Origin of the sequence: Sphingomonas colocasiae, assembly GCF_019880585.1 — a bacterium.
Lineage (GTDB): Bacteria > Pseudomonadota > Alphaproteobacteria > Sphingomonadales > Sphingomonadaceae > Sphingobium_A > Sphingobium_A colocasiae.
Map to the genome: position 1 here is coordinate 407752 of NZ_JAINVV010000001.1, position 23119 is coordinate 430870.

24 protein-coding genes are annotated in these 23119 nt (G+C 59.6%); 12 read left to right on the plus strand and 12 right to left on the minus strand.

Annotated elements, in window-relative coordinates; all coding sequences use genetic code 11:
- Nucleotides 1-27: 27 nt before the first annotated feature.
- The 5 genes from K7G82_RS01965 to K7G82_RS01985 all read left to right on the plus strand — a co-directional run bounded on the left by K7G82_RS01965 (nucleotide 28) and on the right by K7G82_RS01985 (nucleotide 6427).
- Nucleotides 28-1632: a FadD3 family acyl-CoA ligase gene (locus tag K7G82_RS01965; RefSeq protein WP_222988128.1), complete on the plus strand. Its 1605-nt coding sequence runs from the start codon at nucleotides 28-30 to the stop codon at nucleotides 1630-1632.
- A gap of 166 nt (nucleotides 1633-1798) precedes the next feature.
- The gene (locus K7G82_RS01970) at nucleotides 1799-2830 is read left to right on the plus strand and encodes an arginine N-succinyltransferase (protein WP_222988129.1); all 1032 of its coding nucleotides are present in this window, start codon (nucleotides 1799-1801) and stop codon (nucleotides 2828-2830) included.
- A 194-nt stretch (nucleotides 2831-3024) separates the two neighbouring features.
- On the plus strand, nucleotides 3025-4323 hold the full coding sequence (locus K7G82_RS01975; protein WP_222988130.1) for a tyrosine-type recombinase/integrase: 1299 nt from the start codon (nucleotides 3025-3027) through the stop codon (nucleotides 4321-4323).
- A gap of 642 nt (nucleotides 4324-4965) precedes the next feature.
- On the plus strand, nucleotides 4966-5163 hold the full coding sequence (locus K7G82_RS30275; RefSeq protein ID WP_222988131.1) for a helix-turn-helix transcriptional regulator: 198 nt from the start codon (nucleotides 4966-4968) through the stop codon (nucleotides 5161-5163).
- Nucleotides 5164-5206: 43 nt separating this feature from the next.
- Nucleotides 5207-6427: a reverse transcriptase domain-containing protein gene (locus K7G82_RS01985; protein WP_222988132.1), complete on the plus strand. Its 1221-nt coding sequence runs from the start codon at nucleotides 5207-5209 to the stop codon at nucleotides 6425-6427.
- A gap of 65 nt (nucleotides 6428-6492) precedes the next feature.
- Here the strand turns inward: K7G82_RS01985 and K7G82_RS01990 are convergent, their stop codons facing one another.
- The gene (locus K7G82_RS01990; RefSeq protein ID WP_222988133.1) at nucleotides 6493-6861 is read right to left on the minus strand and encodes a helix-turn-helix domain-containing protein; all 369 of its coding nucleotides are present in this window, start codon (nucleotides 6859-6861) and stop codon (nucleotides 6493-6495) included.
- On the opposite strand from K7G82_RS01990, the gene K7G82_RS01995 reads away from it, so the two are divergent.
- The 3 genes from K7G82_RS01995 to K7G82_RS02005 all read left to right on the plus strand — a co-directional run bounded on the left by K7G82_RS01995 (nucleotide 6860) and on the right by K7G82_RS02005 (nucleotide 9115).
- Entirely contained in the window at nucleotides 6860-7663 is an 804-nt protein-coding gene (locus K7G82_RS01995) for a hypothetical protein (RefSeq protein WP_222988134.1), read from the plus strand. The genes K7G82_RS01990 and K7G82_RS01995 overlap by 2 nt on opposite strands.
- A gap of 61 nt (nucleotides 7664-7724) precedes the next feature.
- The gene (locus K7G82_RS02000; RefSeq protein WP_222988135.1) at nucleotides 7725-8441 is read left to right on the plus strand and encodes a recombinase family protein; all 717 of its coding nucleotides are present in this window, start codon (nucleotides 7725-7727) and stop codon (nucleotides 8439-8441) included.
- A gap of 74 nt (nucleotides 8442-8515) precedes the next feature.
- Nucleotides 8516-9115: a hypothetical protein gene (locus K7G82_RS02005; RefSeq protein WP_222988136.1), complete on the plus strand. Its 600-nt coding sequence runs from the start codon at nucleotides 8516-8518 to the stop codon at nucleotides 9113-9115.
- On the opposite strand, the gene K7G82_RS02010 is transcribed toward K7G82_RS02005, so the two are convergent.
- The 4 genes from K7G82_RS02010 to K7G82_RS02025 are packed head-to-tail and all read right to left on the minus strand — an operon-like array spanning nucleotide 9076 to nucleotide 15599.
- Nucleotides 9076-9813: a M48 family metallopeptidase gene (locus K7G82_RS02010; protein WP_222988137.1), complete on the minus strand. Its 738-nt coding sequence runs from the start codon at nucleotides 9811-9813 to the stop codon at nucleotides 9076-9078. The genes K7G82_RS02005 and K7G82_RS02010 overlap by 40 nt on opposite strands.
- Nucleotides 9813-12857 (minus strand): type I restriction endonuclease subunit R, encoded by a 3045-nt coding sequence (locus K7G82_RS02015; protein WP_222988138.1) that lies wholly within the window; start codon nucleotides 12855-12857, stop codon nucleotides 9813-9815. The genes K7G82_RS02010 and K7G82_RS02015 overlap by 1 nt, the downstream gene beginning before the upstream one ends.
- On the minus strand, nucleotides 12854-14110 hold the full coding sequence (locus K7G82_RS02020; protein ID WP_222988139.1) for a restriction endonuclease subunit S: 1257 nt from the start codon (nucleotides 14108-14110) through the stop codon (nucleotides 12854-12856). Before K7G82_RS02020 ends, K7G82_RS02015 begins: the two co-directional genes overlap by 4 nt.
- The gene (locus tag K7G82_RS02025; RefSeq protein ID WP_222988140.1) at nucleotides 14100-15599 is read right to left on the minus strand and encodes a type I restriction-modification system subunit M; all 1500 of its coding nucleotides are present in this window, start codon (nucleotides 15597-15599) and stop codon (nucleotides 14100-14102) included. Before K7G82_RS02025 ends, K7G82_RS02020 begins: the two co-directional genes overlap by 11 nt.
- Before the next feature lie 455 nt (nucleotides 15600-16054).
- On the opposite strand from K7G82_RS02025, the gene K7G82_RS02030 reads away from it, so the two are divergent.
- The 3 genes from K7G82_RS02030 to K7G82_RS02040 are packed head-to-tail and all read left to right on the plus strand — an operon-like array spanning nucleotide 16055 to nucleotide 18322.
- Entirely contained in the window at nucleotides 16055-17467 is a 1413-nt protein-coding gene (locus K7G82_RS02030) for an integrase family protein (RefSeq protein ID WP_222988141.1), read from the plus strand.
- Nucleotides 17468-17522: 55 nt separating this feature from the next.
- On the plus strand, nucleotides 17523-17813 hold the full coding sequence (locus K7G82_RS02035; protein WP_222988142.1) for a type II toxin-antitoxin system TacA family antitoxin: 291 nt from the start codon (nucleotides 17523-17525) through the stop codon (nucleotides 17811-17813).
- Nucleotides 17810-18322, plus strand: coding sequence for a GNAT family N-acetyltransferase (locus K7G82_RS02040; protein WP_222988143.1), 513 nt, complete (start codon nucleotides 17810-17812; stop codon nucleotides 18320-18322). The genes K7G82_RS02035 and K7G82_RS02040 overlap by 4 nt, the downstream gene beginning before the upstream one ends.
- A gap of 39 nt (nucleotides 18323-18361) precedes the next feature.
- Here the strand turns inward: K7G82_RS02040 and K7G82_RS02045 are convergent, their stop codons facing one another.
- Nucleotides 18362-18574: a helix-turn-helix transcriptional regulator gene (locus K7G82_RS02045; protein WP_222988144.1), complete on the minus strand. Its 213-nt coding sequence runs from the start codon at nucleotides 18572-18574 to the stop codon at nucleotides 18362-18364.
- A 485-nt stretch (nucleotides 18575-19059) separates the two neighbouring features.
- Between K7G82_RS02045 and K7G82_RS02050 the strand changes: the two genes are divergently transcribed.
- On the plus strand, nucleotides 19060-19287 hold the full coding sequence (locus K7G82_RS02050; protein ID WP_222988145.1) for a helix-turn-helix domain-containing protein: 228 nt from the start codon (nucleotides 19060-19062) through the stop codon (nucleotides 19285-19287).
- Nucleotides 19288-19316: 29 nt separating this feature from the next.
- On the opposite strand, the gene K7G82_RS02055 is transcribed toward K7G82_RS02050, so the two are convergent.
- Genes K7G82_RS02055 through K7G82_RS02080 form a run of 6 tightly spaced genes read right to left on the minus strand, consistent with a single transcriptional unit; the run spans nucleotide 19317 to nucleotide 23024 of the window.
- Complete coding sequence (locus tag K7G82_RS02055) at nucleotides 19317-19919, minus strand: lytic transglycosylase domain-containing protein (RefSeq protein ID WP_222988146.1); 603 nt, start codon at nucleotides 19917-19919, stop codon at nucleotides 19317-19319.
- Nucleotides 19916-20443 (minus strand): S26 family signal peptidase, encoded by a 528-nt coding sequence (locus tag K7G82_RS02060; RefSeq protein WP_222988147.1) that lies wholly within the window; start codon nucleotides 20441-20443, stop codon nucleotides 19916-19918. Before K7G82_RS02060 ends, K7G82_RS02055 begins: the two co-directional genes overlap by 4 nt.
- Nucleotides 20444-20445: 2 nt before the next feature.
- Nucleotides 20446-20691, minus strand: coding sequence for a helix-turn-helix domain-containing protein (locus tag K7G82_RS02065; protein ID WP_222988148.1), 246 nt, complete (start codon nucleotides 20689-20691; stop codon nucleotides 20446-20448).
- Nucleotides 20688-21560 carry a phytanoyl-CoA dioxygenase family protein gene (locus tag K7G82_RS02070; protein WP_222988149.1) on the minus strand — a complete coding sequence of 291 codons (873 nt, stop codon included), beginning with the start codon at nucleotides 21558-21560 and terminating at the stop codon, nucleotides 20688-20690. The genes K7G82_RS02065 and K7G82_RS02070 overlap by 4 nt, the downstream gene beginning before the upstream one ends.
- Nucleotides 21557-22210: an acyl-homoserine-lactone synthase gene (locus K7G82_RS02075; protein WP_222988150.1), complete on the minus strand. Its 654-nt coding sequence runs from the start codon at nucleotides 22208-22210 to the stop codon at nucleotides 21557-21559. The genes K7G82_RS02070 and K7G82_RS02075 overlap by 4 nt, the downstream gene beginning before the upstream one ends.
- Nucleotides 22211-22256: 46 nt before the next feature.
- A complete protein-coding gene (locus K7G82_RS02080) occupies nucleotides 22257-23024 on the minus strand; it encodes a helix-turn-helix transcriptional regulator (protein ID WP_222988151.1) in 768 nt (255 codons plus the stop codon).
- Nucleotides 23025-23119 lie beyond the last annotated feature (95 nt).

A 23119-nucleotide genomic window follows, 5' to 3' on the forward strand; every position in this document is an offset into this window, starting at 1 on the left:
GCCATCCCCGAATAGGGGTTGCGGGCAATGGGGGCGTCGATCACGCCCGATCGCGGAACAGCAGAACGGACGGCCCCGATCGTGACAGATGGCAAGCGGACGATTCCGCACATGGTTTTCGCATCCGCCAGGCGCTTCGCCGATATCGAGGCGATCCGTGGCGAGGATGGCAGTTCGCTATTCTATCGCGACCTGGAAGCGAGCGTCCGCCGCGCCGCCGCCGCCTTTGTCGCGAGCGGAGTTGCCGTTGGGGATCGCATCGCGATCTGGGCGCCCAATTCGGTCGAATGGATCATCGCCGCGCTTGGCGTGCAATGCGCCGGCGCCGCGATCGTGCCGCTCAATACTCGCCTTAAGGGGCGCGAGGCGGGCTATATCCTGCGCACCAGCGGCGCGCGGATGCTGCTGACGGTTTCGGAATTCCTGGGCGCCGATTATCCCGAGATGCTCGAAGGCGAGGATCTGCCCGATCTGGAGCGAACGGTGCTCATCGCGGGCGACACGGGCGGAACAAGCTGGAGCGATTTCCTGGCCGAAGGCGCATCGGTCGCACCATCCGAAATCGATGCGCGGCTTGCCGCGATCGAGGAGGATCAGGTGTGCGACATCCTGTTCACCTCCGGCACGACCGGCCACCCCAAGGGTGCGGTGACGACGCATGGCCAGAATATCTGGGTCTATCTGCGTTATTCCGAAACCTATGGCTTGCGCGCCGGGGATCGCTTCCTGATCATCAATCCCTTCTTCCACAGCTTCGGCTACAAGGCTGGCTGGCTGGCGGCGTTCCTGACCGGATGCACGGTGCTGCCGCATGCGGTGTTCGACGCGAAGGCCGCGCTTCAGCGGATCGAGCGCGACAAGGTGACTGTGCTTCCCGGGCCGCCCACGCTTTACCAGAGCATGCTCGCGGCGGATTATCGCGCCTTCGACCTGTCCTCGCTTCGGCTCTCGATCACCGGCGCGGCATCGGTGCCGGTCTCGCTGATCGAGGCGATGTGGGCCGATCTCGGCATCGATATCGTGCTGACGGCCTATGGCCTCACCGAAACCTGTGGCGTCGTCACCATGTGCCGCAAGGAGGATGGGGTCGAGACGATCGCCAATACGGCGGGCCGCCCGCTCGACGGCGTCGAACTGCGCATCGTCGACGGTGACGGTGTTGCTCTGCCGGCGGGGCGGGCGGGCGAATTGCTCGTGCGCGGGCCCAATGTGATGCAGGGTTATTTCAACAATCCGGAGGCGACCGCCGCCGCGATCGACCGCGATGGCTGGTTGCGAACCGGCGATGTCGCGGTGCTCGATACGGCTGGCAACGTAAAGATCACCGATCGCGCCAAGGACATTTTCATCGTCGGCGGCTTCAACGCCTATCCGGCCGAGATCGAAGGGCTGCTCGCCGCCAATCCGGCGGTGATGCATTCCGCCGTGATCGGCATTCCCGACGAACGGCTCGGTGAGGTGCCCAAAGCCTATGTGGTGCTTCGCCCGGACGCCAGTGCGACGCCGGAAGAGATCATCGCCTGGTGCCGCGACAATATGGCCAATTACAAGGTGCCGCGTCAGGTGGAGATCCTGGACGCGCTGCCGATGAACGCATCGGGCAAGGTGCAGAAATTCCTGCTCCGCACGTAAAGGCCGACCGGATTGGAAACGCCCCGTGGGTCGACGGTGTTCGTCGATCCTTTGGGCAATGCATGCGCGATCCCGGCAAGCGCTCGCATCTCGGGCTGTTGCCCAATGCGCGGGCTTTCCTGTACCGCCTCCGCAAACTTCAAGCGGACGGGAAGGGGAAGCACCGATGTGGGCGGTCAGGCCGATAGAGACTCGGGATCTCGACGCACTCGTCGATCTCGCGGAAAGCCTCGGTCCGGGCATGACGACCTTGCCCGCCGATCGCGAGAGCCTGGCTGCAAAGGTCGAGGGGTCGGTCGCCAGCTTCCGGGGTGCCGTCGAGCGTGCCGAAGCGCATTTTCTGCTTGTGCTCGAAGATCCGGAGAGCGGCACCCTGCTCGGCACCGCCGCGCTGTATCCGCATGTCGGCGCACCCTATGGCTTCTTTTCGTACAAACGGCTGAAGCTTGTGCAGCGTTCGCAGGCGCTGGGGATCGACAGCACCGTCGAAATGCTTTCCCTCGCCAACGATTATACCGGCACGACCGAAGTGGGAACGCTGGCGGTTCGCCCCGAATTGAAGGGGACGGGGGCGGGGCGCCTGCTCGCGCGCAGCCGCTATATGCTGGCAGCCGCCTTTCCGGATCTGTTTTCGCCGTTGCTGATGGCGGAAATGCGCGGTTGGCAGGATGCGGAGGGGCATAGTCCGTTCTGGGATGCGGTGGGCGCGCGTTTCTTCAGCATGGATTTCGCGACCGCCGATCGCATCAGCGCGTTGCGCGGATCCGATTTCATCGCGGATCTGATGCCGAAGCATCCGATCTACATCAATCTGCTGCCCGAAAGCGCGCGCGATGTGATCGGCAAGCCCCACCAGGACAGTGCGCCGGCCATGGCGATGCTGAAGCGGGAGGGCTTCCGTTTCGAGGGTTATGTCGATGTGTTCGATGCCGGCCCGCAAGTGCATTGCGACCGCGATTCGATCGCGACCGTCCGGTTGAGCCGGGAGGGGCCGATGACCGCGCTCCCTTCGGCCGCTCAATGCGATGCTCCCGAATATCTGCTGTGCAGCACGGTGCTTGAGCGCTTTCGCGTGGCGATGGCGCCGGGCCGGGCGGCCGACGGGGGTATTGCGCTTTCAGCCGATGCCGCGCGCGCGCTCGATGTGATGGTCGATGATCATGTACGATGGTCGCCCGGTTCATTGGTGGGCACATGACATGACATGACATGACATGACGGCAGGCGGCGCGATCCGCGCGTCGCGGAAGCGGGCTGTCGAACGTCCGAAAGCACAGCGGAGTCTTCCGACTGCCTATCCTCGGGCCGATCCTGATGGGGATGAAAACCGGTGAAAGGTGGTGGACGCACTAGGGCTCGAACCTAGGACCCGCTGATTAAGAGACTTAATTTGTGAGTTATCGCCTTGGCTGGCGAACCCGTCAGAACTCCGAGAAGTACAAGAAAACAGGCGGTTATTTTGCCTTTGACAGCGACGTTCGGCGACATACAGTGCTCGTGAAACCCTTTCATGGCGCGAACGCGTCGGACACCAGCCGGACATCAATGCCTAAGCTAACAGATACCCTCGTGCGCAATGTTCAAGTCCCAGCGGGCCGCAAAGACATCAAAATGTATGATGATATGATCCGTGGCTTCGGCGTTCGTGTAACGGAGAACGGCAAAAGGTCGTTTATCCTAAATTACGTTGCCAGTGGCCGGGAGCGGCGGCTCACCATTGGCCAGTACCCGGCTTGGGGTGTGGCGGCCGCGCGTGAACATGCGGCGCGCCTCCGCAGACGGGTTGATGCAGGTGAGGACCCCGCTGAAGAGCGGGTCACAGACCGCAATCTGAAAACTTTGCAACAGTTGCAGGAACGATATGTTTTGGAAGTGGGGGGGAAGAAGGCCTCCAGCAGCCAGCGAGACGAGCGGTCTATCTGGCAGTCCCATATTTTACCTGAGCTTGGAGCCCGCAGGCTGAACGATATTAGCTTCAGCGATATCGAGCGGCTTCATCATCGCATTTCTGATGCATCGCCCATCCGCGCCAACCGCACGATCGCGCTGTTGAGGCACGCATTTAACAAAGCCCAGCAGTGGGGGTGGGCTGCATCGAACCCGGTATTGGGCATTAAATGCAATCCGGAGCAACCTCGTGAACGCTTCCTAACAGGAGCGGAGCTTGAGGCGTTCTTCTCTGTCTTGGACCGTCGGGATGAAAGTCCTTCGCTGTTGGCAATCCGCTTCATCATTTTGACCGGCTGCCGGAAGGGTGAAGCATTCAAACTAACTTGGGATCAATTAGACTTATCTACCGGCCATTGGACGAAGCCGAGCGCGCACACGAAACAACGTCGCGTGCACCGTATTCCGCTTTCATCGGAAGCGACCGAGACGCTCCATAGAGAAAAACGCTTCTCTTCCAACGGAGTGGTGTTTCCAGGGCCGAGTGGGCGGCCCTTGGTTGACGTAAAAAAGGCATTTCGGTCGGTAACCATGGAGGCGAATATTTCAGGGCTACGTATACATGATCTTCGCCACAGCTATGCGAGCGTCCTGGTCTCCAATGGAGCATCACTGCCTGTAATCGGTAAGTTGCTTGGCCACACACAGGCCGCCACGACCATGCGATACGCCCACCTATTCGACGATCCGTTGCGAGAGGCTTCTGAAATTATGTCCGTGGTATCGAGAAAGGGAGTGCGCTGATGGGGCGGCCCCGGAAAGTTCGATCCGGCTCCACTGAACGGAACTCTCCGAGCGCGCCTGATCTCGAAGCGCTTTGGAAGGCGAGTGACGACCTTCGCCACGTCGTTGAGGCAATCGGGCGCTTTCCTCACGATCCACTTAAGTGGGCAATGAGCATCTGTATTGAGCGTGCCCTTAGCCAAGACCGGATTGCCTTGACCGGCTCCTCCGCTAGAGAGGATGGACGCACGATGGATGAGATGTTCCGCGCCTTATTCGTTATCGACGACAAGTTAAAGGCCGGTTCTCTCAAGAGCGCTCCACCCCTCGTGGAGATTATTAGGGCTGCATGGCGCATGACCCGGGCGTCTGAGCCCAGTGAGCAGGACATTAGAAATATCAGAAATCAATGGCATAATGAAATAGGTCATGAAGTCGATCGCCTAATCGTATCAGGAGCGCCTTGGACAAGGAGGGCTAGGCGCATATTCGCTGAAGAGTATGCGCAGGAGGATGGTACTTGGCCATTTCATAGGTTTTCCGAAATTTTATATCGCCACCGATCCGGTAATTTTTGACCAGAAAACATAGAATATATTTACAGAGACATTTAGTATCAATTGCTCTCATATAAGCCCTGATATTTTATTTCGGGGGTTTTCGATGATAAACGAGACGCGTCGACAAATTGAAATTGATAGTTTGTCCGAGAGTGAGGTCGCGTCGCTTCTCGGTATTGCGCCAAGAACTCTGCAGCGGTGGCATCGCCTTAAGAAGGGTCCGCCGCGCATCAAGGTAGGTCGGCGCTCACTTTATCGTAGATCTTCGGTCGCCGAATGGCTCGCGAAGAACGAGGTCTGACCAAATCATTGATTTTTTGCAACGGGTTGCAACGGGCACTTCCATGCGTGATCAGTATCAGCGCTGCGGCGAAGAGGCGCGGCGTCATCTTGGCCGGATTGCTCTCGCCTCGCGGCACAGCGATGGGCTTATGGGGAAAAGGTTCGGCCGTGACGCGGTTGATCACCTGTTTCGACATGCTGGCTTAAAAGCCTATTTTCACACCCAGCGGAGAAAGGTCTCTGACAAGAGGGCCAATTTCGCCCACATACTTCGCCGAGCTGGTGAGATTGACCTGTTCGCCGCGACATCGGCGGAGTTGTTCCCACTTGCCATCCCGAAAAAGCGCGGTGGCCATCGGTGCGTCTATCGTGTTCCTATCGAGATGCAACTCGCGCATTGCGTGCTCAAAGCGATCGTGTTTGCTGCCCACGAGATTAGCCAAAGTCAATATTGCTGGCACGGTCGAGCAGGGCACCACGGTTGCGTAACGGCAATAGCAGATCATCTCCGCCGTAATTCAGGCTTACGCTTTGTAGTGCGCGGTGACATTTCTGGAGCCTTCTCTGCCGTTAGCACGGATGTGATACGAAATCTGGGAATAATGCCGGAGGAAGTTTTTGAACATCGCTTCAATCCGAGCAATTTGAAAATCTTCAACCCCTATCGAGAAAGGAGCATGGAAAGCGACACTCAGCGGCATCATAGATATCTTGACGTTGAGGAGATGACAGAGGGAAGGGGCCTGCAGGGTCTGCTGGAGGGCGGAGCTTCGTCATCCGCCTTGTTCGCGATGATAATTGATGACGTAAACAAAGAATGGAATTCTCAGTTCGGACAGCTATTTGGCTATGCCGATGATTTTTTGGTGGTCTGTGCAACATCAGAGCAAGCGGAAGAAGCGCAAGAGAACCTTGCGAGCAAGTTGGCTACGCATCACGCGGGCCCCTTTCACCTCCGTACCGATATTTACGATATCCAGGAGGGATTTGATATGCTTGGTTACAACATTCACCGGCGCCCGTGTGGCCGCTTGCGCATTGGCCCCGCCGGGCCAGCGTTCGATCGCATATTTCGAGAGCTGTCTGAGGAGGTGGATGGTATTGAAGTGCGCTTTGTCCAGCCCGGTGGGGATGGTGTTGATGGAAGAATGAGCCGCATTGCGCTCAACCATCGCATCCGCGACATACTTGCTCGATACCCCAGCATGTCGATATTTGATCGCTTAGATTGCAGAGGCTTGCTCGTGAGCCAGATGGATTTTGACACGATCGTTATAGGATAGCGGGCAGGACCTCTGGCCGGGGTGAGAATTGCAACAAGTTGCAAAACGCTTCCTGTTTCGTAGCGCTAAGCCGTTGTCGTGCGAATTCCCTGCTCCACCTTTGCGAATAGGTCGACGGCGGCAATGCCGAGCGCGTTGGCCCACTCAATGAACTCAACGATACCGATGCGACGTTCGCCCCTCTCCACTTTGGCAACAAAGGACTGAGGTTTTCCAAGCGCGACGGCAAGCTGGACCTGCGTTAGCCCTGCATTCTTTCGAGCCTCACGCAGCACAAAAGTTACATGGAGACTGGCATCAGAGAAGGCCGAGCCCGGCATGTCCACGCTCCGCCTCAGGGAGGAAAGCGCTTCAAATATATCCCGGTCTGGGATATCCCATTTTGGGATATTTTGAGGATTGGATATGAAAGTTTGCCGAGTGATAACCGCCATGTCGCTAGCCGTGACCAGCTCGGCTATGGCGCAGGAAGCCAACATCGACAGCTTGATTGCTGCCGCTCGGGAAGCGAGAACGTTCTTACCCAAAGACCAGTTTTCTGCTCCGCCCCCCGGGCCGAACGTGAAGGATCAGGCGCTAGTTTTACTGATGAAGGTATCTCCCAATGGGCCTAGCGTTGGAAATTGCTATGGATCCCCTTGGTGGAAATATGATGTTTCGTCGGGCACGCTCTCGATATACCTCCCTCCGGAAGCGGTGATCACCCGCAACTTCCGTCAGTCCGAGACCAGGCCGCCGTTTTCCGACATCTCCGGGGTGTTCCTCGAGGCCGTGGCGTTGGAATGCTCGTCACGGCGATTGCCGAACCAGGTCATGGAAAACGCCTTCGGTGCTACCGTCAGCGTTGCACGAACCGCCGTCACATTCATCGGTATCGCGCAGCCGAACGCCACACTGCAATCGTTGGAACTGCACGTCCCTATGGCTGGCGAGAGGGTGCGGGCTTTAGTTGGCAACTTACGTGTTCGCTTGCGAGGGCAAATGGAAGAATGGAGGCCGGGACAGTCGCTTCGATGCGGGATCACCGAGAAGGACGCGAGTATGGAAAGCTCGTGGGCGGTTAAGACTAGCGCTTGCCTGTATCGTGCCAGCTTCACATCATTCGAAGTGATCGACCAATCGAACGGATCGGTAGTTGGAGAACTAGTCGATCCTATTCTGGAGCGCGAACGACGTGCCAAGGCGGAAAGGTTGGAGTGGATTAGAAAGCGCCGCGAAGAACGGGAGAAGGAGTAAATAGCATTATTTGACAAATACTTACGCATATGCGACAAACTAAAATGTTCGTTTAAGTCTGTTGCAACTTGTTGCAAAAGTGCTGGAGGCTCATCTGAAGCAGGCCGTCGCCTATGTCAGGGTGTCCACTTCAAAGCAGGCAAGGTCCGGCCTTGGTCTTGATGCTCAACGGAGTGCCATCGCAGATTTCGCTCTGCGCGAAGGGTTGGAGATCGCGGAGTGGTATGAAGAGATTGAGACTGGCAAGGGCTCGGATGCGTTGGATCGTCGCCCTGTGCTGTCAGCGGCGATGCAACATGCAAAGCGCAGTGATTGCCCGATCGTAGTCGCAAAGCTCGATCGTCTATCGCGGGACGTTCATTTCATATCCGGCCTCATGGCCCAACGCATTCCATTTGTGGTGACCGAACTCGGTAGCGACACAGACCCCTTTCTCCTCCACCTCTTCGCTGCGCTCGCAGAGAAGGAACGGGCGCTCATCTCGCAACGGACACGCGAGGCTCTAGCACGGCGAAAGGCGCAAGGCGTGCCCCTCGGTAACCGAACTAATCTTGCCGACGCTCAGGCGCTCGGGCGCGCAGCAAGGGCGAAGCAGGTCGACGACTACACGGCGAAGGTATTGCCCATCATCCGACAGATTGAAGCCAACGGAATAAGATCGGATCGCTCAATCGCTCGGGAGTTGGAACGCCTTGGCGTGAGAACACCACGGGGAGCTACGTGGACTGGTGTTCAAGTCGCACGCGTTCGTGCGCGCGTTGAGGAGATGGCGCGGTGATCATTCAACGGCCTCGCAGAAATCGCGTCTCACCATTTGGAGCCATTGAGGCACATTTCGCAAAGGGCTCATTGATGGGCAACCGGGGCGATATCCATGCGTCAGATGGTTCTCTTGGCGAACGGCACTGGGCACACAAAGCATGGATATACTGCACCTTAGATGGTGGGGGACGCCGAGTGATGTTTGATACTCCGGGTCGATATTATCCGTTGTTCTTCCATGATGAAGCGGTCGCTTTGGCGGCTGGGCACCGGCCTTGTGGCTCTTGCCTCCGCGAAGACTGGAAGCGCTTTAAGGCGGTGTGGAGCGCTGCTATTGGCCAGTTCAGCAGACCATTGCGGGCTCCCGACATAGATGAAGCTCTCCGTCTGTCACCGATGGCAGAGAGATTTTCGGCGGGCACGAACCTGCCGGATGGCACTTTCGTCGAGTTGGACAAACATCGTCGGCAGGCGGCGCTCATATGGGATGGTCAGTTCTTTCCATGGGAGCAGGGTGGTTATCGAGAGCCGCTGCCGTTCAAATTTGAGCATATAAGGCGCGTCCTGACGCCAGAGCCTATTCTTCGTTTGCTGGCAGAGGGCTTTCAGGTGAAGCCGAAGTTTGAAGAAGCGGTTGTGAGCGATCCACCTCATCGACCTTCGAGGAAATCGGCGGACAGTCCTGATTGATGATTGTCGAGCCACGTCTTTCTTGGTTCGTAATTTGGAAGTAGCTCTTTCAAAAAGCTCCAGAACTCCTTGTCATGCGAACGGTGACGCAGATGGGCAAGTTCATGCACAACGACATACTCTAGCACCTTCCTTGGCGCAAAAATCAGGTGCCAGTTGATAAGCACGTTGCCCTCCGGCCCGCACGATCCCCATCCGTTGGCGAAATCTTCTACTCGGATTGACCGGGGAATGAGGCCGAACCGCTTGCCGTAATTGGCGGCGATCTCTCTTGCATCGCGGCGGGCGCGCTGTTTCAGCCAGTGCTGCAACTCGCTGGCAACTAGGCGATCAGCGTCCTGCCCAGCCCAATGTGGCAAATCGACGATGAAACCGTTGCGATAGTTGACCATTGCACGATCGGCATCGGTGCGCCGGACGGTAAGCGGCATGTTACGACCCCGATAGGGTATTTTCGAGCCGGTCATAAACCGGGGCACGGCATGGCGGCTGGCTGCGATGCGCTCCATGTCGCGCATGGTGTTGAATAGCCATTGCCGTTTGCGATCGAGAAATCCGGCGATGTCGTCGTCGCCGTCGGTGGTCAGCGCCATCACCTCGACATGGTCAGGGGTGACCGTAATGCGGCGCTCCGCAGCCGTGGCACTACGCCGGAGTTCATACGCGATCTCGGCGCGGCCGATCTGGAGAACCGGCATCAGGCCCCACCGCCGTAGGCGTGGATCGCGAAGTCCTCGACCTTCTCACGGATGATCTTGGTCTCGCCGACGCCGTGCTCGGTCAGGATGCGACGCACCTGTTGCCGCAGGCTTCGCAGATACGCTTCCATATGAGCAAAGGCGGGTTGGGTCGCGGCAGCGTCGGCATAAACCGCGCCGATCGCCATCGCAGCGGTTTGCAAGGTGTCGTGCGCAATGTCCGGAGCGATCGTCTCCATTATGCGCAGGATCGAAAAAGCGTTCTCGTCCATGCCCAGTTCGGTGTGCGCGCCTTGCTCGGCCTGTATGTCGCCGGTCAGCCCCTCGAAATCGGCCAAGCCATCGGCGGCAGCGATCTGCCCGGCCTCGAACCGGCGGATGATCTCCAGCACCCGCTCGGAGAAGCTGCCATATTGCGCCGGGTTCTTGTCCACCAGTTCGCGGGTCACCCGACGAAGCTCGGCGGACTTGCGCACGAACGCTTCCTGCAACTCCTCGTCCGATTTCTCGTTGGTCTCGAAATCATCGGCGAAGTTCGGGTCGGTGATGTTGCGCAAGCGGATGGTGGTGGACAGCCCGGTCACATGGACATGCGTTTCGAGCATGTCCCTGATCTTGCCGGTGTAGCTGCGGTGATCGAGGCTCTCTTCCTTGGCGATGGCCTGCGTCGCGAGGCGCAGGAACGCTGCCGCCCATTTCACTTCGGCGGTGAAGTCTAGGATCGCGGGATCGGGGGACAGATCGCCATAGACCTTGATGAAGATGCGGGTGAGGCGCTGGAGGTCGAACCATTCGTCCTCCCGGCCATCGGCGGCGATAGCGGCGGCGGCATAGGCTGCGGCCTTCTCGTCCATGCCCTCCAACCCCATGGCGCGCTTCTGCGCCCGGTAGCGGGCATGGGCTTCCCTGAGATCGTTGCGCAGATTGGCGATGTCGCGCAGCGCGTTTTCCACGTCGTCGGCGCGGTAGGACTTCAACGCCTCGTCGAGATGGTTGGTAACGCCGATGTAATCGACGATCCGGCCATTGGGCTTGGCGATCTCGCCGCCGTCCGGCAGGTTGATCGAACAGGTGCGGTTGGTCCGGGCGATGGCTTGGAGCAGGTTGTGCTCCTTGAGCGGCTTGTCGAGATACATCACGTGCTCGATGGGCGCGTCAAACCCGGTTAGCAGCTTGTCGCAGACGATCAGGAAGCTGGGCTGCGCGCCGTATGCCTTGAACCGCTTCTTGGCGTCCTTCTCGCCCTCGGCGTCGAGGTAGAACGCCTCCAGACCATCACGAAGGGCTTGCACCTCGGCGTTCTCGCTCGGCTTGTTGTCCTCTTGGCTCTTGGAATAGACGCAGGCGATCATCGCGTCGGCGTCGGTCTGCGCCGTCTCGGCATCGATGCCACCGCGCACGAGATCGGCGGCGATCACCCCGGCGAGCGCGGCGCGGTAGAGGATCACCGCCTCGCGATCCACCACCACGATCTGCGCCTTGAAGCCATCCGGCTGACACACCGCCTTGAAGTGCTCCCATATGTCGAGCGCGATCAGACGGATACGCTCCGGGTGCTTGGCGATGGTCGCCAGCGTTAGGCCCTTACGCTTCAAATCCTCGCGCTTGTCGTCGGGCAGATCGACGAACCACCGGTCGAACAGGATGTCGATCTCGGCCTCGTTAATCGACCAGTCGGCTTTCCGGCCCTCGTAGAGGATCGGCACGGTCGCACCGTCGCGCACGGCGTCGTCGATCCCATACTTGTCGAGGTAGCCTTCGCTCGCAACGCTGAACCGGGCGTAGGTGTCCTTGTCCGTGGATTTAATCGGAGTGCCGGTGAAGCCGTAGAAGTGGGCATCGGGCAACGTCGCTTGCAGGAACGCGCCCAAGTCCTTCTCCTGCGTGCGGTGGCACTCGTCCACCAGCACGATCCAGTTGGCCGAGTTCGAGATCGGCTCTTTCGATCCGGCGAACTTGAAGATGGTGGAGAGCAGGATTTGCCCATTGCCGCCCCGGTTCACCGCCTCGCGCAGCGCCGCCACCGATCCGCACTGCGCTGGATTGGGCAGGCCGCAGGCGACGAAGGTCTTGCTGATCTGGTCGTCCAAGTCGATCCGGTCGGTCAACACGAGGATGTTGGGATTGGCCAGCGTCGGCGCGTCGAGGGTGAGGTGGGTTTTCAGCTTCAGCGCGAGGAACACCATCGTCAGGCTCTTGCCCGAACCCTGCGTGTGCCAGATCAAGCCCTTGCGGTGCTCGCCGGTTGCAACCCGTTGCACGGCCTTGTTGACCGCCCTGAACTGCTGATAGCGGCAGGCTTTCTTTATCTTGCGGCCCGTCTCGGGGTCCACTTCGAACACGATGAAGTGCGCCAGCAGGTCGAGCAGCCGCGACGGCTCGCACAGGCACCACAGGTCTTTCGACAGATCGTCCGGGAAGTCCGCGCGGGTGCGCGGCCATGCATCAGGCCACGGAGCATAGAACTGCGCCGGGCTGCCGGTTGCGCCGTAGAGCGTCGTCATGCCATCGGTGACGATGTTGAAGGCGTTGGACGCGAACAGGCGCGGGATGTCGCGCTCATACTGCTTGATCTGCTCGAAAGCTTCCTCGGCGCGTGCCGTGGCCTTGAGCGGCGACTTGGCCTCGATCACCGCCAGCGGGATGCCGTTTACGAACAGCACCAGATCGGCCACGCGCGGTCGCTGGGCGGCAACGCGGAACTGGCGGGTAACGTGGAACTGGTTGCGGCTAGGGTTCTTGAAGTCGACCAGCGCGATCGGGCTATCGCGGTTCTCGCCGGTCAGGCGGCGGGAATAGCCGCCGCGCAGCTTGCGCTGCCAATCCTCATTGTCAGACAGCGTGGCAAGGTCGGCGTAGATCGCCTCGGCGTCGGCCTCACCAATGCCGTTGAGGTCGCGCAGCGCCGCGATCAGCACGGGCTTGAGGATGACCCGGTTCTCTTCCACCCGCATCGCCAAGGCGGCGGTTGGGGATAGCTCCTGCCAGCCCATCGCCGCCAGCATATCGAGCGCGGGCTTCTCGGCAAGGCGATACTCGTTCACGCGGGCATCCTTACGCGACCGGAGAGAAGGTCGGACATCAGGGTGGCTTTAATCTGGCGAGCCTGTTCCAAGGCATCCAGTTTAGTCGCAGCGGCTTGTTCCACCATCCGCAGTGCGTCGGCGATCCGTTGCTGCTCGTCGAATGGCGGTAGAGAGACTTCAATTTTCGCAAGTTGATTGCGGGGCAAATGCTTGATGCCGCTTCCGGTCATATACTCATCATATGCGCCGGAACGAACACCATTCACCAGTGCGTAGTAGAGATAATGACAGTCAACACCTTCTTGCGGACGGATACGATGCAAAGCCTTCTGGATCATCATATCTGATCCTTCATTGATCCAAAGGGCACACCTTCCCGGCTCACCTCCTTCACACATGACGATATCCCCGCAGCGGAGGCCGTATCGCTCAAGCTCGCGCTCTTCAAACCGCATGTGGCGAAGGTCGGTCATATCAAACGCACCCCACCGTACGTTGATATTTGCAAGGTAAGGCCTCAACTCCCCCCTGTTCTTTTTCTTATCGAGCATTTTCCCCAAAGTGAGGTCGGCGATTTGCCCTAGTCTCACCGTCTCCCAGTGTGCGGGAGCATTACCGATCAGTTCAATCAGTGTAGCTTGAAATGCGCGATCTGCCTGAACGGCGACTGCCTCATTGGCAGCAATCGCCTCATCCACCGACCGCAGCACCTCGGCTATCCGCCGCTGCTCTTCGAGCGGGGGGAGCGCCAACGAAGCTTGGAGAAGGCGCTCCTTCGAGATGTTCTTCATCGAGCCACTCGTGCCGGTGGCAATGTCGTCGATGAAGCGCCGGAACGATGCCGATTGCATGGAATAGGAAAGCCACCGGCAATCGGCGCGGTGATTGGTGCGAAGTTGCCAGAGCCGGTCAGGCAGGAACAGGTCAGGGTGATCCTGATCCACATATGCGTTGGCCCCGACCAGCGCGGGTGTGTTCATACGGCTGATGATGATCGAGCCAGCCCGGACAGGAGTGCGCACTCGATCAACTTCTCCCGCGAGAACAGCCTTGTGCTCATCAGGGACAAACTGACCGCCGGAAACGCAACTCGTTTTCAGCACGCCGATCTCGCCATCGTCGATCTGACGATTGTCCGCGTTGACGCTCACCCCGGCAATGAGCGTATCGACGACATCGCCGAGTGTCGCCGTTTGCCAGTCGGCTGGAGGGCCGGGCGCGACCTCAACTTGTAAGGGCGGCTGACAGGTTGCCAGCGCCTCACTCGACATAACCGAGCCTCCGCAAGTGGCCGAACATCACCGCTTCGGCCTCGTTCCGCTGGGCGATCAGGTCTTGCAGCTTGGCAACTTCCACCGCGACATCGACCGCCTCGGCATCCGCGCCGGTCTGCACATAGCGGCTAATATTGAGGTTGTGGCCGTTGGCGGCGATCTCGTCTACCGGCACCACGCGGGCCAGCTTGTCGATGTCGGCAAAGCCGTGGACGGCATCGGTCAACGTGCGGATATGTTCGTCGATCAGGAAGTTCTGCGCCTTGCCGGGTGTGTAGGTCGCATCGCCGTTGACGATCAGCACCTTGCCGCGCCGGTCGGCGGGTTTCTTCTTATGGCAGATCAGCAAAGCGGCTGGGATGCCCGCGCCGTAGAACAGGTTCGGAGCCAGTCCTACCACCGCCTCGATCACGTCGGCGTCCAGCATAGCCTGCCGGATGCGTCCCTCGGCCCCGCCACGGAACAGCACGCCATGCGGCACAACCACCGCCAGCACGCCCCCGTCTTTCAGGCTGGCGAGCATGTGCTGTACGAAGGCTAGGTCACCATAGCCCTTGGGCGGGCAGCCATATTCATCGCGCCCGAACGGATCACCGTTCTGCCAGACCTCATAGCCCCACACCTTCTCCGAGAAGGGAGGGTTGGCGAGGACGCGATCATAAGCGCCGACACCCTCGACGAACTCGCGCGCCTTGGGAACGTAGCGCTTTGGTGACAGGATCGTGTCGCCCTTGGCGATGAAGGCATCGTCCACGTCGTGGAGAAACAGGTTGATCTCGGCGATGCCCCACGTCGCGAAGTTCTTTTCCTGTCCATAGAGCGACAGGCTGCGCGCGTTCTCGCCGCGATCTTTCAGATACTGGACCGCCTCCAGCAACATGCCCGCCGAGCCGCAGGTGGGGTCGTAGATCGACATGCCGGGGCGCGGCGCGACGATCTCGACCATTAGACGGACGATCGAGCGGGGCGTATAGAACTCGCCACCCTTCTTGCCCGCACCCTCCGCAAACATCTTGATCAGATATAGATAGGCGTCGCCGAGCATGTCGGCAGGCACATCGGCGTTGCGCAGCCGATGCTTCTCGAAATGGGTAAGCAGCTTTTCGAGCAGGGCGTCGGAGAAGCGATCCTGATTGGCGAAGTCCACGTCGCCGAACACGCCCCGTAGGCGGAAGTTCGCGTCTTCGATCGCAGCGAGCGCGTTGTTGAGGCGCTGGCCGATCAGGGTCGATTGCTGGCGCACCGCGTCCCAGCGATGCTCCGCCGGGATGTCGAACCGGTGCTCGTCCGGGTCCGCCGCTTCCTCGCGGTCGCCCGTTTCGGTCAGGAGCTTCTCAAACTCCTCGTCCCACACATCGCAGAGGCGCTTATAGAACAGCAGGCCGAAGATATATTGCTTGTAGTCCCCGGCATCCACGGTCCCGCGCAGAATGTCCGCTGCGCCCCAAAGATGCCGTTCCAGTTCCTGCTGGGTCAGCTTCGTCACGATCCCCCCATCATCACAATTCCTTGCGCTCCGAAGGCCGGACGTCGATCAAGTGTCGCGGTTTGTAGGGGCACTAAGAGGAGGGATCAATGAGCAGAGGCGGTGCAACGCGTTGCAATTTGAGCAGGCGGGTAGCCCCTCTGCTCTTTCGGACATCAGCCGGACATGAAGCACGGGGTGGGAGGCCCACTCTGCTTAACTGCTTGAAAAGGTGGTGGACGCACTAGGGCTCGAACCTAGGACCCGCTGATTAAGAGTCAGCGAACATGCGATTTCAGGGTGTTTCTAGATGAACCAGAAGAGATCGTATATCCAAAAATTATCTTTGTTTTACTTGTATTTGTAGATGAACCGTGATTTATCACGCCTCAGGATGCAGCGCTGAAGCTCAGCCAATTTGTTGCCCCAGTGTTGCCCCAGTGTTGCCCCAGCGTTGCCCTGAGAATGAGGTGGCCATGACCAAGAAGCTCGAATTTACCGTTCGCGGTCTCAATAATTTGGAGCCGGCTGCTCCCGGGAAGCGGTACGAAATTGCCGACACTCACATCAGCGGTTTGCGGGTCCGGGTTGGGGATGCGGCCGTCGAGCATGGCCGCTACAAAGGTAAGGCTGCGCAGATCAGCTTTGTGTTGCTCGCGCGCTTCCCTCCCAGTTCCAATCCGACCCGCCGAACATTGGGCGGGTACGCGCAAGAGTTTCCCGAGCTGACTCTCGAAGCTGCGCGGGCCAAAGCGGCCGATTGGAAGGCTCAGATTAGCCGCGGTCTGGATCCGTCGGCGGAGTTGAAACGGGAGCGTGAGGAAGCCGCTCGTGAGAAGCTGGCGGCTGAACTCGCGTGCTATTCGGTTCTACGAGCCCTCGATCGCTATGATGCCGAGAAACTGGTCCAGTTGAGGACTCATAAGAAAACTCGGTCCGCATTGGACGGCCCCAAAGGCTTGCTCTCGTCATTCTCCGAGCGCGATATCAAGACGCTGACTCGCGCGGAAGTCGCCGAGGTGGTGCGGGCCAAGGCGGTGGATGCGCCGATTTCGGCCAACCGTCAGTTGGCGTATGCGAACGCCTTCTTTGAATGGTGTGTCGAAGAGGAATTGCTGGATCAGAATCCGGCGGCGAATATCCGCAAACCCTCGAACGAGAATGAGCGCGACCGGTTTCACAGCGTGGAAGAACTGCGTGAAATCTGGGATGCCACCGACGCATTGGGGTACCCGTTCAAGCATCTCTATCGATTGTCGATCGTCCAGCCGCTGCGCCGGCAGGAGAATGCAGCAATCGAAGTCAATTCCCTCGATCTTGGGCACGATGACGATCCGACTGAGGGCGTGTGGACGCTCAGAGCAGGGGCAACCAAGAATGCGAAGGCGCTCAGGATTCCGCTATCGCCGTTGGCACGCGCAATCCTGATTGATGCGATCAACGATCCGGCACGGCCGAAAGATCTGACTGACGAAGATCATCCAAAAGAGAGCCGTTACGTGTTTACCACCACGGGCGTGACGCCAGTCAGCGGCTTTGCAAAAGCCAAGGCCCGGCTCGACCGGTTGATAGCGGAGGCACGAGATAAGGAGGCCGCGAAACATGGGCGAGCCCCTGTGACGGTGCCGCACTGGACGGTCCATGACCTTCGAACGACGTTCAACACGATCGCCTGCGATGAACTCGGGATCGACGCGGCGGTCGCGGATCGTATCCTCAACCATGTCGCGACGGCGACGCGATCGAAGGTCCAGCGCATCTACAACCGGTCGGAATTGTTCGAGCCGCGTAAGCGGGCCCTGAATGCCTGGGCGAGCTATCTCGAAGCGGAGGTAATCGGCCGAAGCGCCGATCGTGTGGCCGTCCTGCGCCAGAAAACGGCGGCGTAAAATTGTCATGACAATGTCGGGCGAAATTGCTATATGGGCTGCAAGGAGATTTCAAATGGCTCGCGCTGCTGCCCGTACCGAAAAGCTAGATTTGCGGCTCACCGCCACAGCGAAGCGCATTCTGCAGACGGCTGCGGTGGCGTCCTCGCGCTCGGTGAGCGAGTTCGTGATCGAAAGCGCGCTCGCGCGCGCCGCGGAGACGCTTCCAGACCGGACAAGATTCGGTCTCGATGCCGAGCGCTGGCAAGCGTTTCAGGCCGCCTTGGACGCGCCTCCAAAGTCGGTGCCAGCCTTGCGCAAGTTGCTGAACGAACCGAGCGTATTTGAGCAACCGCGCGCCAAATGAGTGGTGCCAAAGCGGGGGCGCTGCGAATTGAAAAGCTCGACCGTACCCATATCGTCGCTGAATTCGACTGCGGCAAAGAGCCGCTAAATCGTTTTCTGGATCGTCACGCGCTGCAAAGTCAGCAGGCGGGCGCCGCCAACAGCTATGTCGCGTTGGACGGGGATCGCGTGGTGGGCTTCTACAGTCTCGTGGTAGGCGAGGTAGCCTATGACGATGCTGCGGAGCGGTTGACCAAAGGAATGCCTAGGCATCCCGTTCCGGTCATGCTGCTCGCGCGGCTGGCGATCGCAATGGACTATCAGGGCAAGGGGCTCGGAGCGGGGCTGCTCAAGGATGCCATGCTGCGCACATTACAGGCGGCCGACTTGGCAGGCATCCGCGCGATCGTCGTTCATGCGAAGGATGACGATGCGAAGGATTTTTACGAGCGCTACGGATTTGAGCCATCGCTCACCGATAGTTACCACCTCTCCCTTCTCTTGAAAGACGTTCGGCGCACGCTCTCGTAACAGGTGCCGCCGACGCTCCCCAGCCGGCGGCGTTATAGTTCAGGCGGGCGGCTGGTAGCTCCCAGGATTGGCGATCCAGCGGTCAAGCTCTTCGCGATGAAAGGCGATGCGCCGTCCACCGAGGTCGACCAGCGGCGGGAACTTTCTTTCTGCGATGCGGCGATAAATGGTTGCTCGCGACAGCGAGGTTAGATGGATTGCGATTTTCATGGAGACGAGGGGGGCATCGTTTCGCACGGTATCATCCTTCATGCACAATACGCGTCTGGGGATAGGCGCAATATGAAAGATGCGGCGTCCGGATGGAGCGTCAAGAGTGTCAATTCGGCACCATAGTGCCGAGATGGCGCCACGATACACCGCTCGGCCGTGTGGCGAGATACGGCGCCGCTTCTCCCCTCTTCAGCGGTGCCTGTTTTGGCAGACGAATGCATGTCCGATCCGGTGCATAAGCCGGGCTCGTTCCATATATTGCTGCCAAACTTGCCGGACCGTTCCGCTGTCCATCTGCGGACCTAATTCAAGGATTTCTCGCGCCGCGGCCTCCCAAGGCACGTTCGCGGCTTCTGCTTCCAACAAGCGGACATATTTGAATCGCCGTTCCCAATCTTCGACGGTGAGAGTGCCGGGGCTCTGAACAGTGTCCGATTTGTGCATTCGGATCGCATAGCATGGGAGATGCGAAATGACACTCATATCGGGTGGAAGCAAATTGCCATCGCGGCTTTTCCCTACCGATGGATGCTCAAACGATCTTCGGTAACAATGTGCGGCAAGCACGAGTGGCATCCGGCATGTCGCAGGAAGAACTGGCGTTTCAAGCGGGCCTAGCTCGCAGCTATATGAGCGACGTCGAACGCGGCAGAAGAAATCCTACCGTGAAGATCGTGGGGCAGATCGCTGCGGCTCTTAAAGTCAGTGCGTCTGTGCTCGTGGAAGGTATTCCAGAAGATATCGCCGAATAGTCCTCGGCACAGCTCTCCAGCACTACCGACTATTGCGCTGGGCTCGCGGAGCCCCCAACCTTGATAGCAAATAGCGCGTGCGGCTCCGGGCGCGGATCCGACTTCGTGGATCGGACGACGAGTCCCGCCGGCGGGTTCTGATCGGAATATGTCCGGCGACCTCTGCTGTGCGCGGTGACACTGCGCACATATTGGCGCGTTTCGCCGGGGAGGGAGGCTCGTCCGGAAAGATAGGCCGAGTATCTTGCGGGCCCGGCATTGTATGCCGCGAACAGACCAGGGTAGCCGAACCGATCGTACATCAGGCGGAGGTAATAGGTCCCGGCCAAGATATTTGCGCGCGGATGATGCGGATTGGAGCCAAGACGCTCGCTTTTGGTGATCTCTGCCCATGTCTGCGGCATGAGCTGCATCAGCCCCATTGCTCCTGCCGAGCTTGTGATGAGCTGGCCATTGAGCCGGGTGTGGCCGCCGCTTTCGGCGAGAATGACGCGCTCGATCCATGTCGCTGGAATACCGTAGCGGACCGAGGCTTCCTTGATCAGTGGCTGCCAACGATCGAGCGGATTGGCCTTCGCGGGGAAGGTCAGTGCCAGCGCGAACGCAGCTACCAGCGCGGTGGGGGCTTTCATGGGCGTCCGATCCATCGCGCGGAGCCGATGACATTATCCGTAGGGACCGGTCCGAAATACCGGCTGTCGAACGACCATGGACCTTCGCCCAGCAAGAAGACCATGTTGGATCGCAGGTCCAGGCAGCCTTGCCACGCGGGGAGGGCGCGGCCTTGGCGATCCGCTCTTCGTCTTTGGGCAATCCACTCGCCATCGAGCAGAATCTCTTCGCCGCGCGCGCAGATCGTGCCTGGGCCGATGACGGCCGCGCGCTTTATCAGCGGCACGGCGGGCGGGAGATAGCCGCGTTGGGCAGCCAGCATTGAGTGCCGTTGCGGAATGCGAACCAGAACCGTGTCGCCCTCTCGCCAATTCGCGCCTGGCCGAATGAGATAAAATCCTATTGGCGCGCTGGCGGATGCATTCCAGATTAGGCGCGGTGCCGGAGCTAGCAAAGTGGGCAGGGCGATCATCGCCACGCCGAGGGTCGCGAACGCCAGCAGCTTTCGGCTGATCCGAGGGCGAACGCGGCGTGATACGGGCATGATCAAGCCCTCTTGCCGATTATGGGATCGCCAGTTGCCCATTCGATCAGCTCGCTCGCATGATAACGGACCGACCGGCCATGCCGGTGATAGGGCGGGCCGCGTCCGTCGGTCCGCATGTCCTGGAGCGTGCGCGGCGAGACGCCGAGATAGAAGGCAGCCTGCTTCGTGGTCAGGAAAGGGCTGCCTTCTCGGGCCTTGGCTGCGTCGATCACGCCCGGAGCATCAGGGCCAGCCTTACGGGTCATGGGATCGATCGAAGCTCCTGCTCAGCCATATATGCTGCGAGCGCTTGGCTTTGTTCGGGGCTCAGCGCATCGATGGCACCGATATGCTCGGGAAGATCGTCGCGAAGGACGATGGACGGGCATTGCCCTTCGAAATTGCCGAGGTTGGGTCGGTGCTGGCTGTAGCCCACAAGGGCGGCAAGCTCGGTCGAGAAATGACGCGCAATCGCCGGCGGATAGGCGAGCCATTGATTCTCGAACGGCTTGAGCCAGCCGAGGCAATAGCTGACGATCACTCCGACGCGCGAATGCTCGCTGCGGTTTGCGCCGGCACCATGCAGCGTCGAGCCAAGCCAGATCAGCGCGTCACCCATATAGAGGTCTGGCACGATGGAGGGTTCGGCATCGGTGATATTCACGTCACGGTGGCTCCCCGGCCATAGGCAGGTTCCGCCATTTGCTTCCGTGAATGGTGTGAGCGGCCACATCACATTGACGAGATATTCGAATGATCCCTTTGCGCCCGGCCAGAGATCCTGATCGCGGTGCGGCACCTGCGCGGGCGCGCCGGGGTGTAGCTCGATTGCCTGCGTCAGATTGAGGTTGAGCCGGTCGCAGGCTGGCAAAAGGACGGCGTCCATTACCGTGCGGATGATCGGGTGCTCGACCAGTGCCGCGACATTGGGATGCCGAATAAGAAGGCGACCGAAGCGCTTGGTTTTGCCTCCATAGAAACCGCCTTGGCAAAAAGGCGTCGATGCGAAGCGGCGGGCAAAACAATCGCCGATCGCCGACAATTCGGCGGCGGGGACTGCCGATCGCAGCACGGCATATCCGCTCGTTTCCAGATCGTGGAGTGCCGCCGCGGCGCGATTTGCATCGGCCGTCATTGCCCCAACTCCAATTTCAGGAAGCCAGCTTCGGGGTAAGCCTTGCCGATCGCATCGCGCTCGGTGGGTGGAATATATTCGCCGCGCTCGCTGAGCTGGCGCGCGGTATCGCTGTCAAAGCTGATCTTGAATGCCCCGACCTTCCCGGAAGCGAGTGCGGCCTCCGGACCAAGCCGCTCGCACCGCCATCCCATCTCAAGAAGCTGTGCGAGGAAGCCCGCGGAAGTGATGCCGGTCAGCATATGGATGCCGTCGGCAACACAGCGATCGACCAGATGCGATATCAGGCATGTCCGCAGCATTCGACGCTGTGCCGCCGGGACGCTGGGCGTGAGGCAGAACCGCGTCACTTCGAAGATACCGGGCCCCGTCGGCGGCGCGCATTCGCAAAGATAGCCGAAATGCTCGTCGAGAAGATGCGGCCTGGTTGTCGGAACCAGCCGCAGTGAAGCGAGATGGGCGTCGTCGGCGCCGACGAGCCCGAGATAGCGAGCGTCGATGCCGTCATATTGGTCATGTTCGAGCCCGCAGTCGGTCACGGGCAGTTCCCAGCCGCAACGGTCGACGAAGACGCGTTTCCGGTCTTCGAACATCGTGCGGAGATATCTGCCAGTGGGCGTTTCGCCCACGGCATCGAGATATTTGAGCATGTTTCTGTCTCCCGGTTCGGATGCCGGGGATGTGGCGCAGGTCGCGCTATCGACCCAACCGGGTAGGTACAGGGTTGACGCCAATCGCTTGGATAAGCGTGACCTCGCCGCTCCAGACGGCGCGGAGCGCGAGCTGGATGCGGTGTGCGACCTTGTAGGCTTTCAACGCCCGCCCCATCGTCTCGTTGACGCTGCCGGGAGTGATTCCGAGCAACTGAGCGATAACGCTGTCCGATTTGCCCTGCATTGCGAGAAGCACGATTTCCATCTGGCGCGCGGTCAGCTTGACCGGCTTGCGGTCGCTCCTCGGCAGGCAGATCCGATAAAGTTGTTCAAGGCTATGCGAGCCGATGATCTCGGCAACAAGGCGCCTTCGGTGACAGGGGATCGAAACGCCGGGCTTGGTCACGAAATTGACCGAACCATGGGCGAGACCGAGAAGGCAGCTCGGCACCGTGAAACCCTCACCGAGACCAAGACGGCGAGATGCTTCGATCGTCGCGCGTTCTTCGTCCGTCGGGTCCACAATCTCATCCCAGCGGAAACCGACGGTCGTGTCTTGGCTGGTCCTGAGGACCGGGCAACTCTGGAAAAGCTCCTGGCTGAGGAAGAACTCCTCCCAGCCTTCGGGATAATTATTGCATTGGAGGAAACAGGGCGGTTCATCCGTTGCCGCAGCGAACACCGGTACGATCGAGACATTCGGAAAGCCGATATATCTCGCCGCGTCGGCGAGCATCGCGAAAAGCGCGTCCACGGAGGCCGCGCTGCGCGATAGGTCGATGAAATTCTGAGCAAAGGCCAAGTCTGGCATCAACCACCAACATTATTTCGATCTCTTCGCAACTGACGCCTCATGGCGCATGTCTACGCGCCCGAATTTGACGCCAATTTGGTTTTCATTGGAGT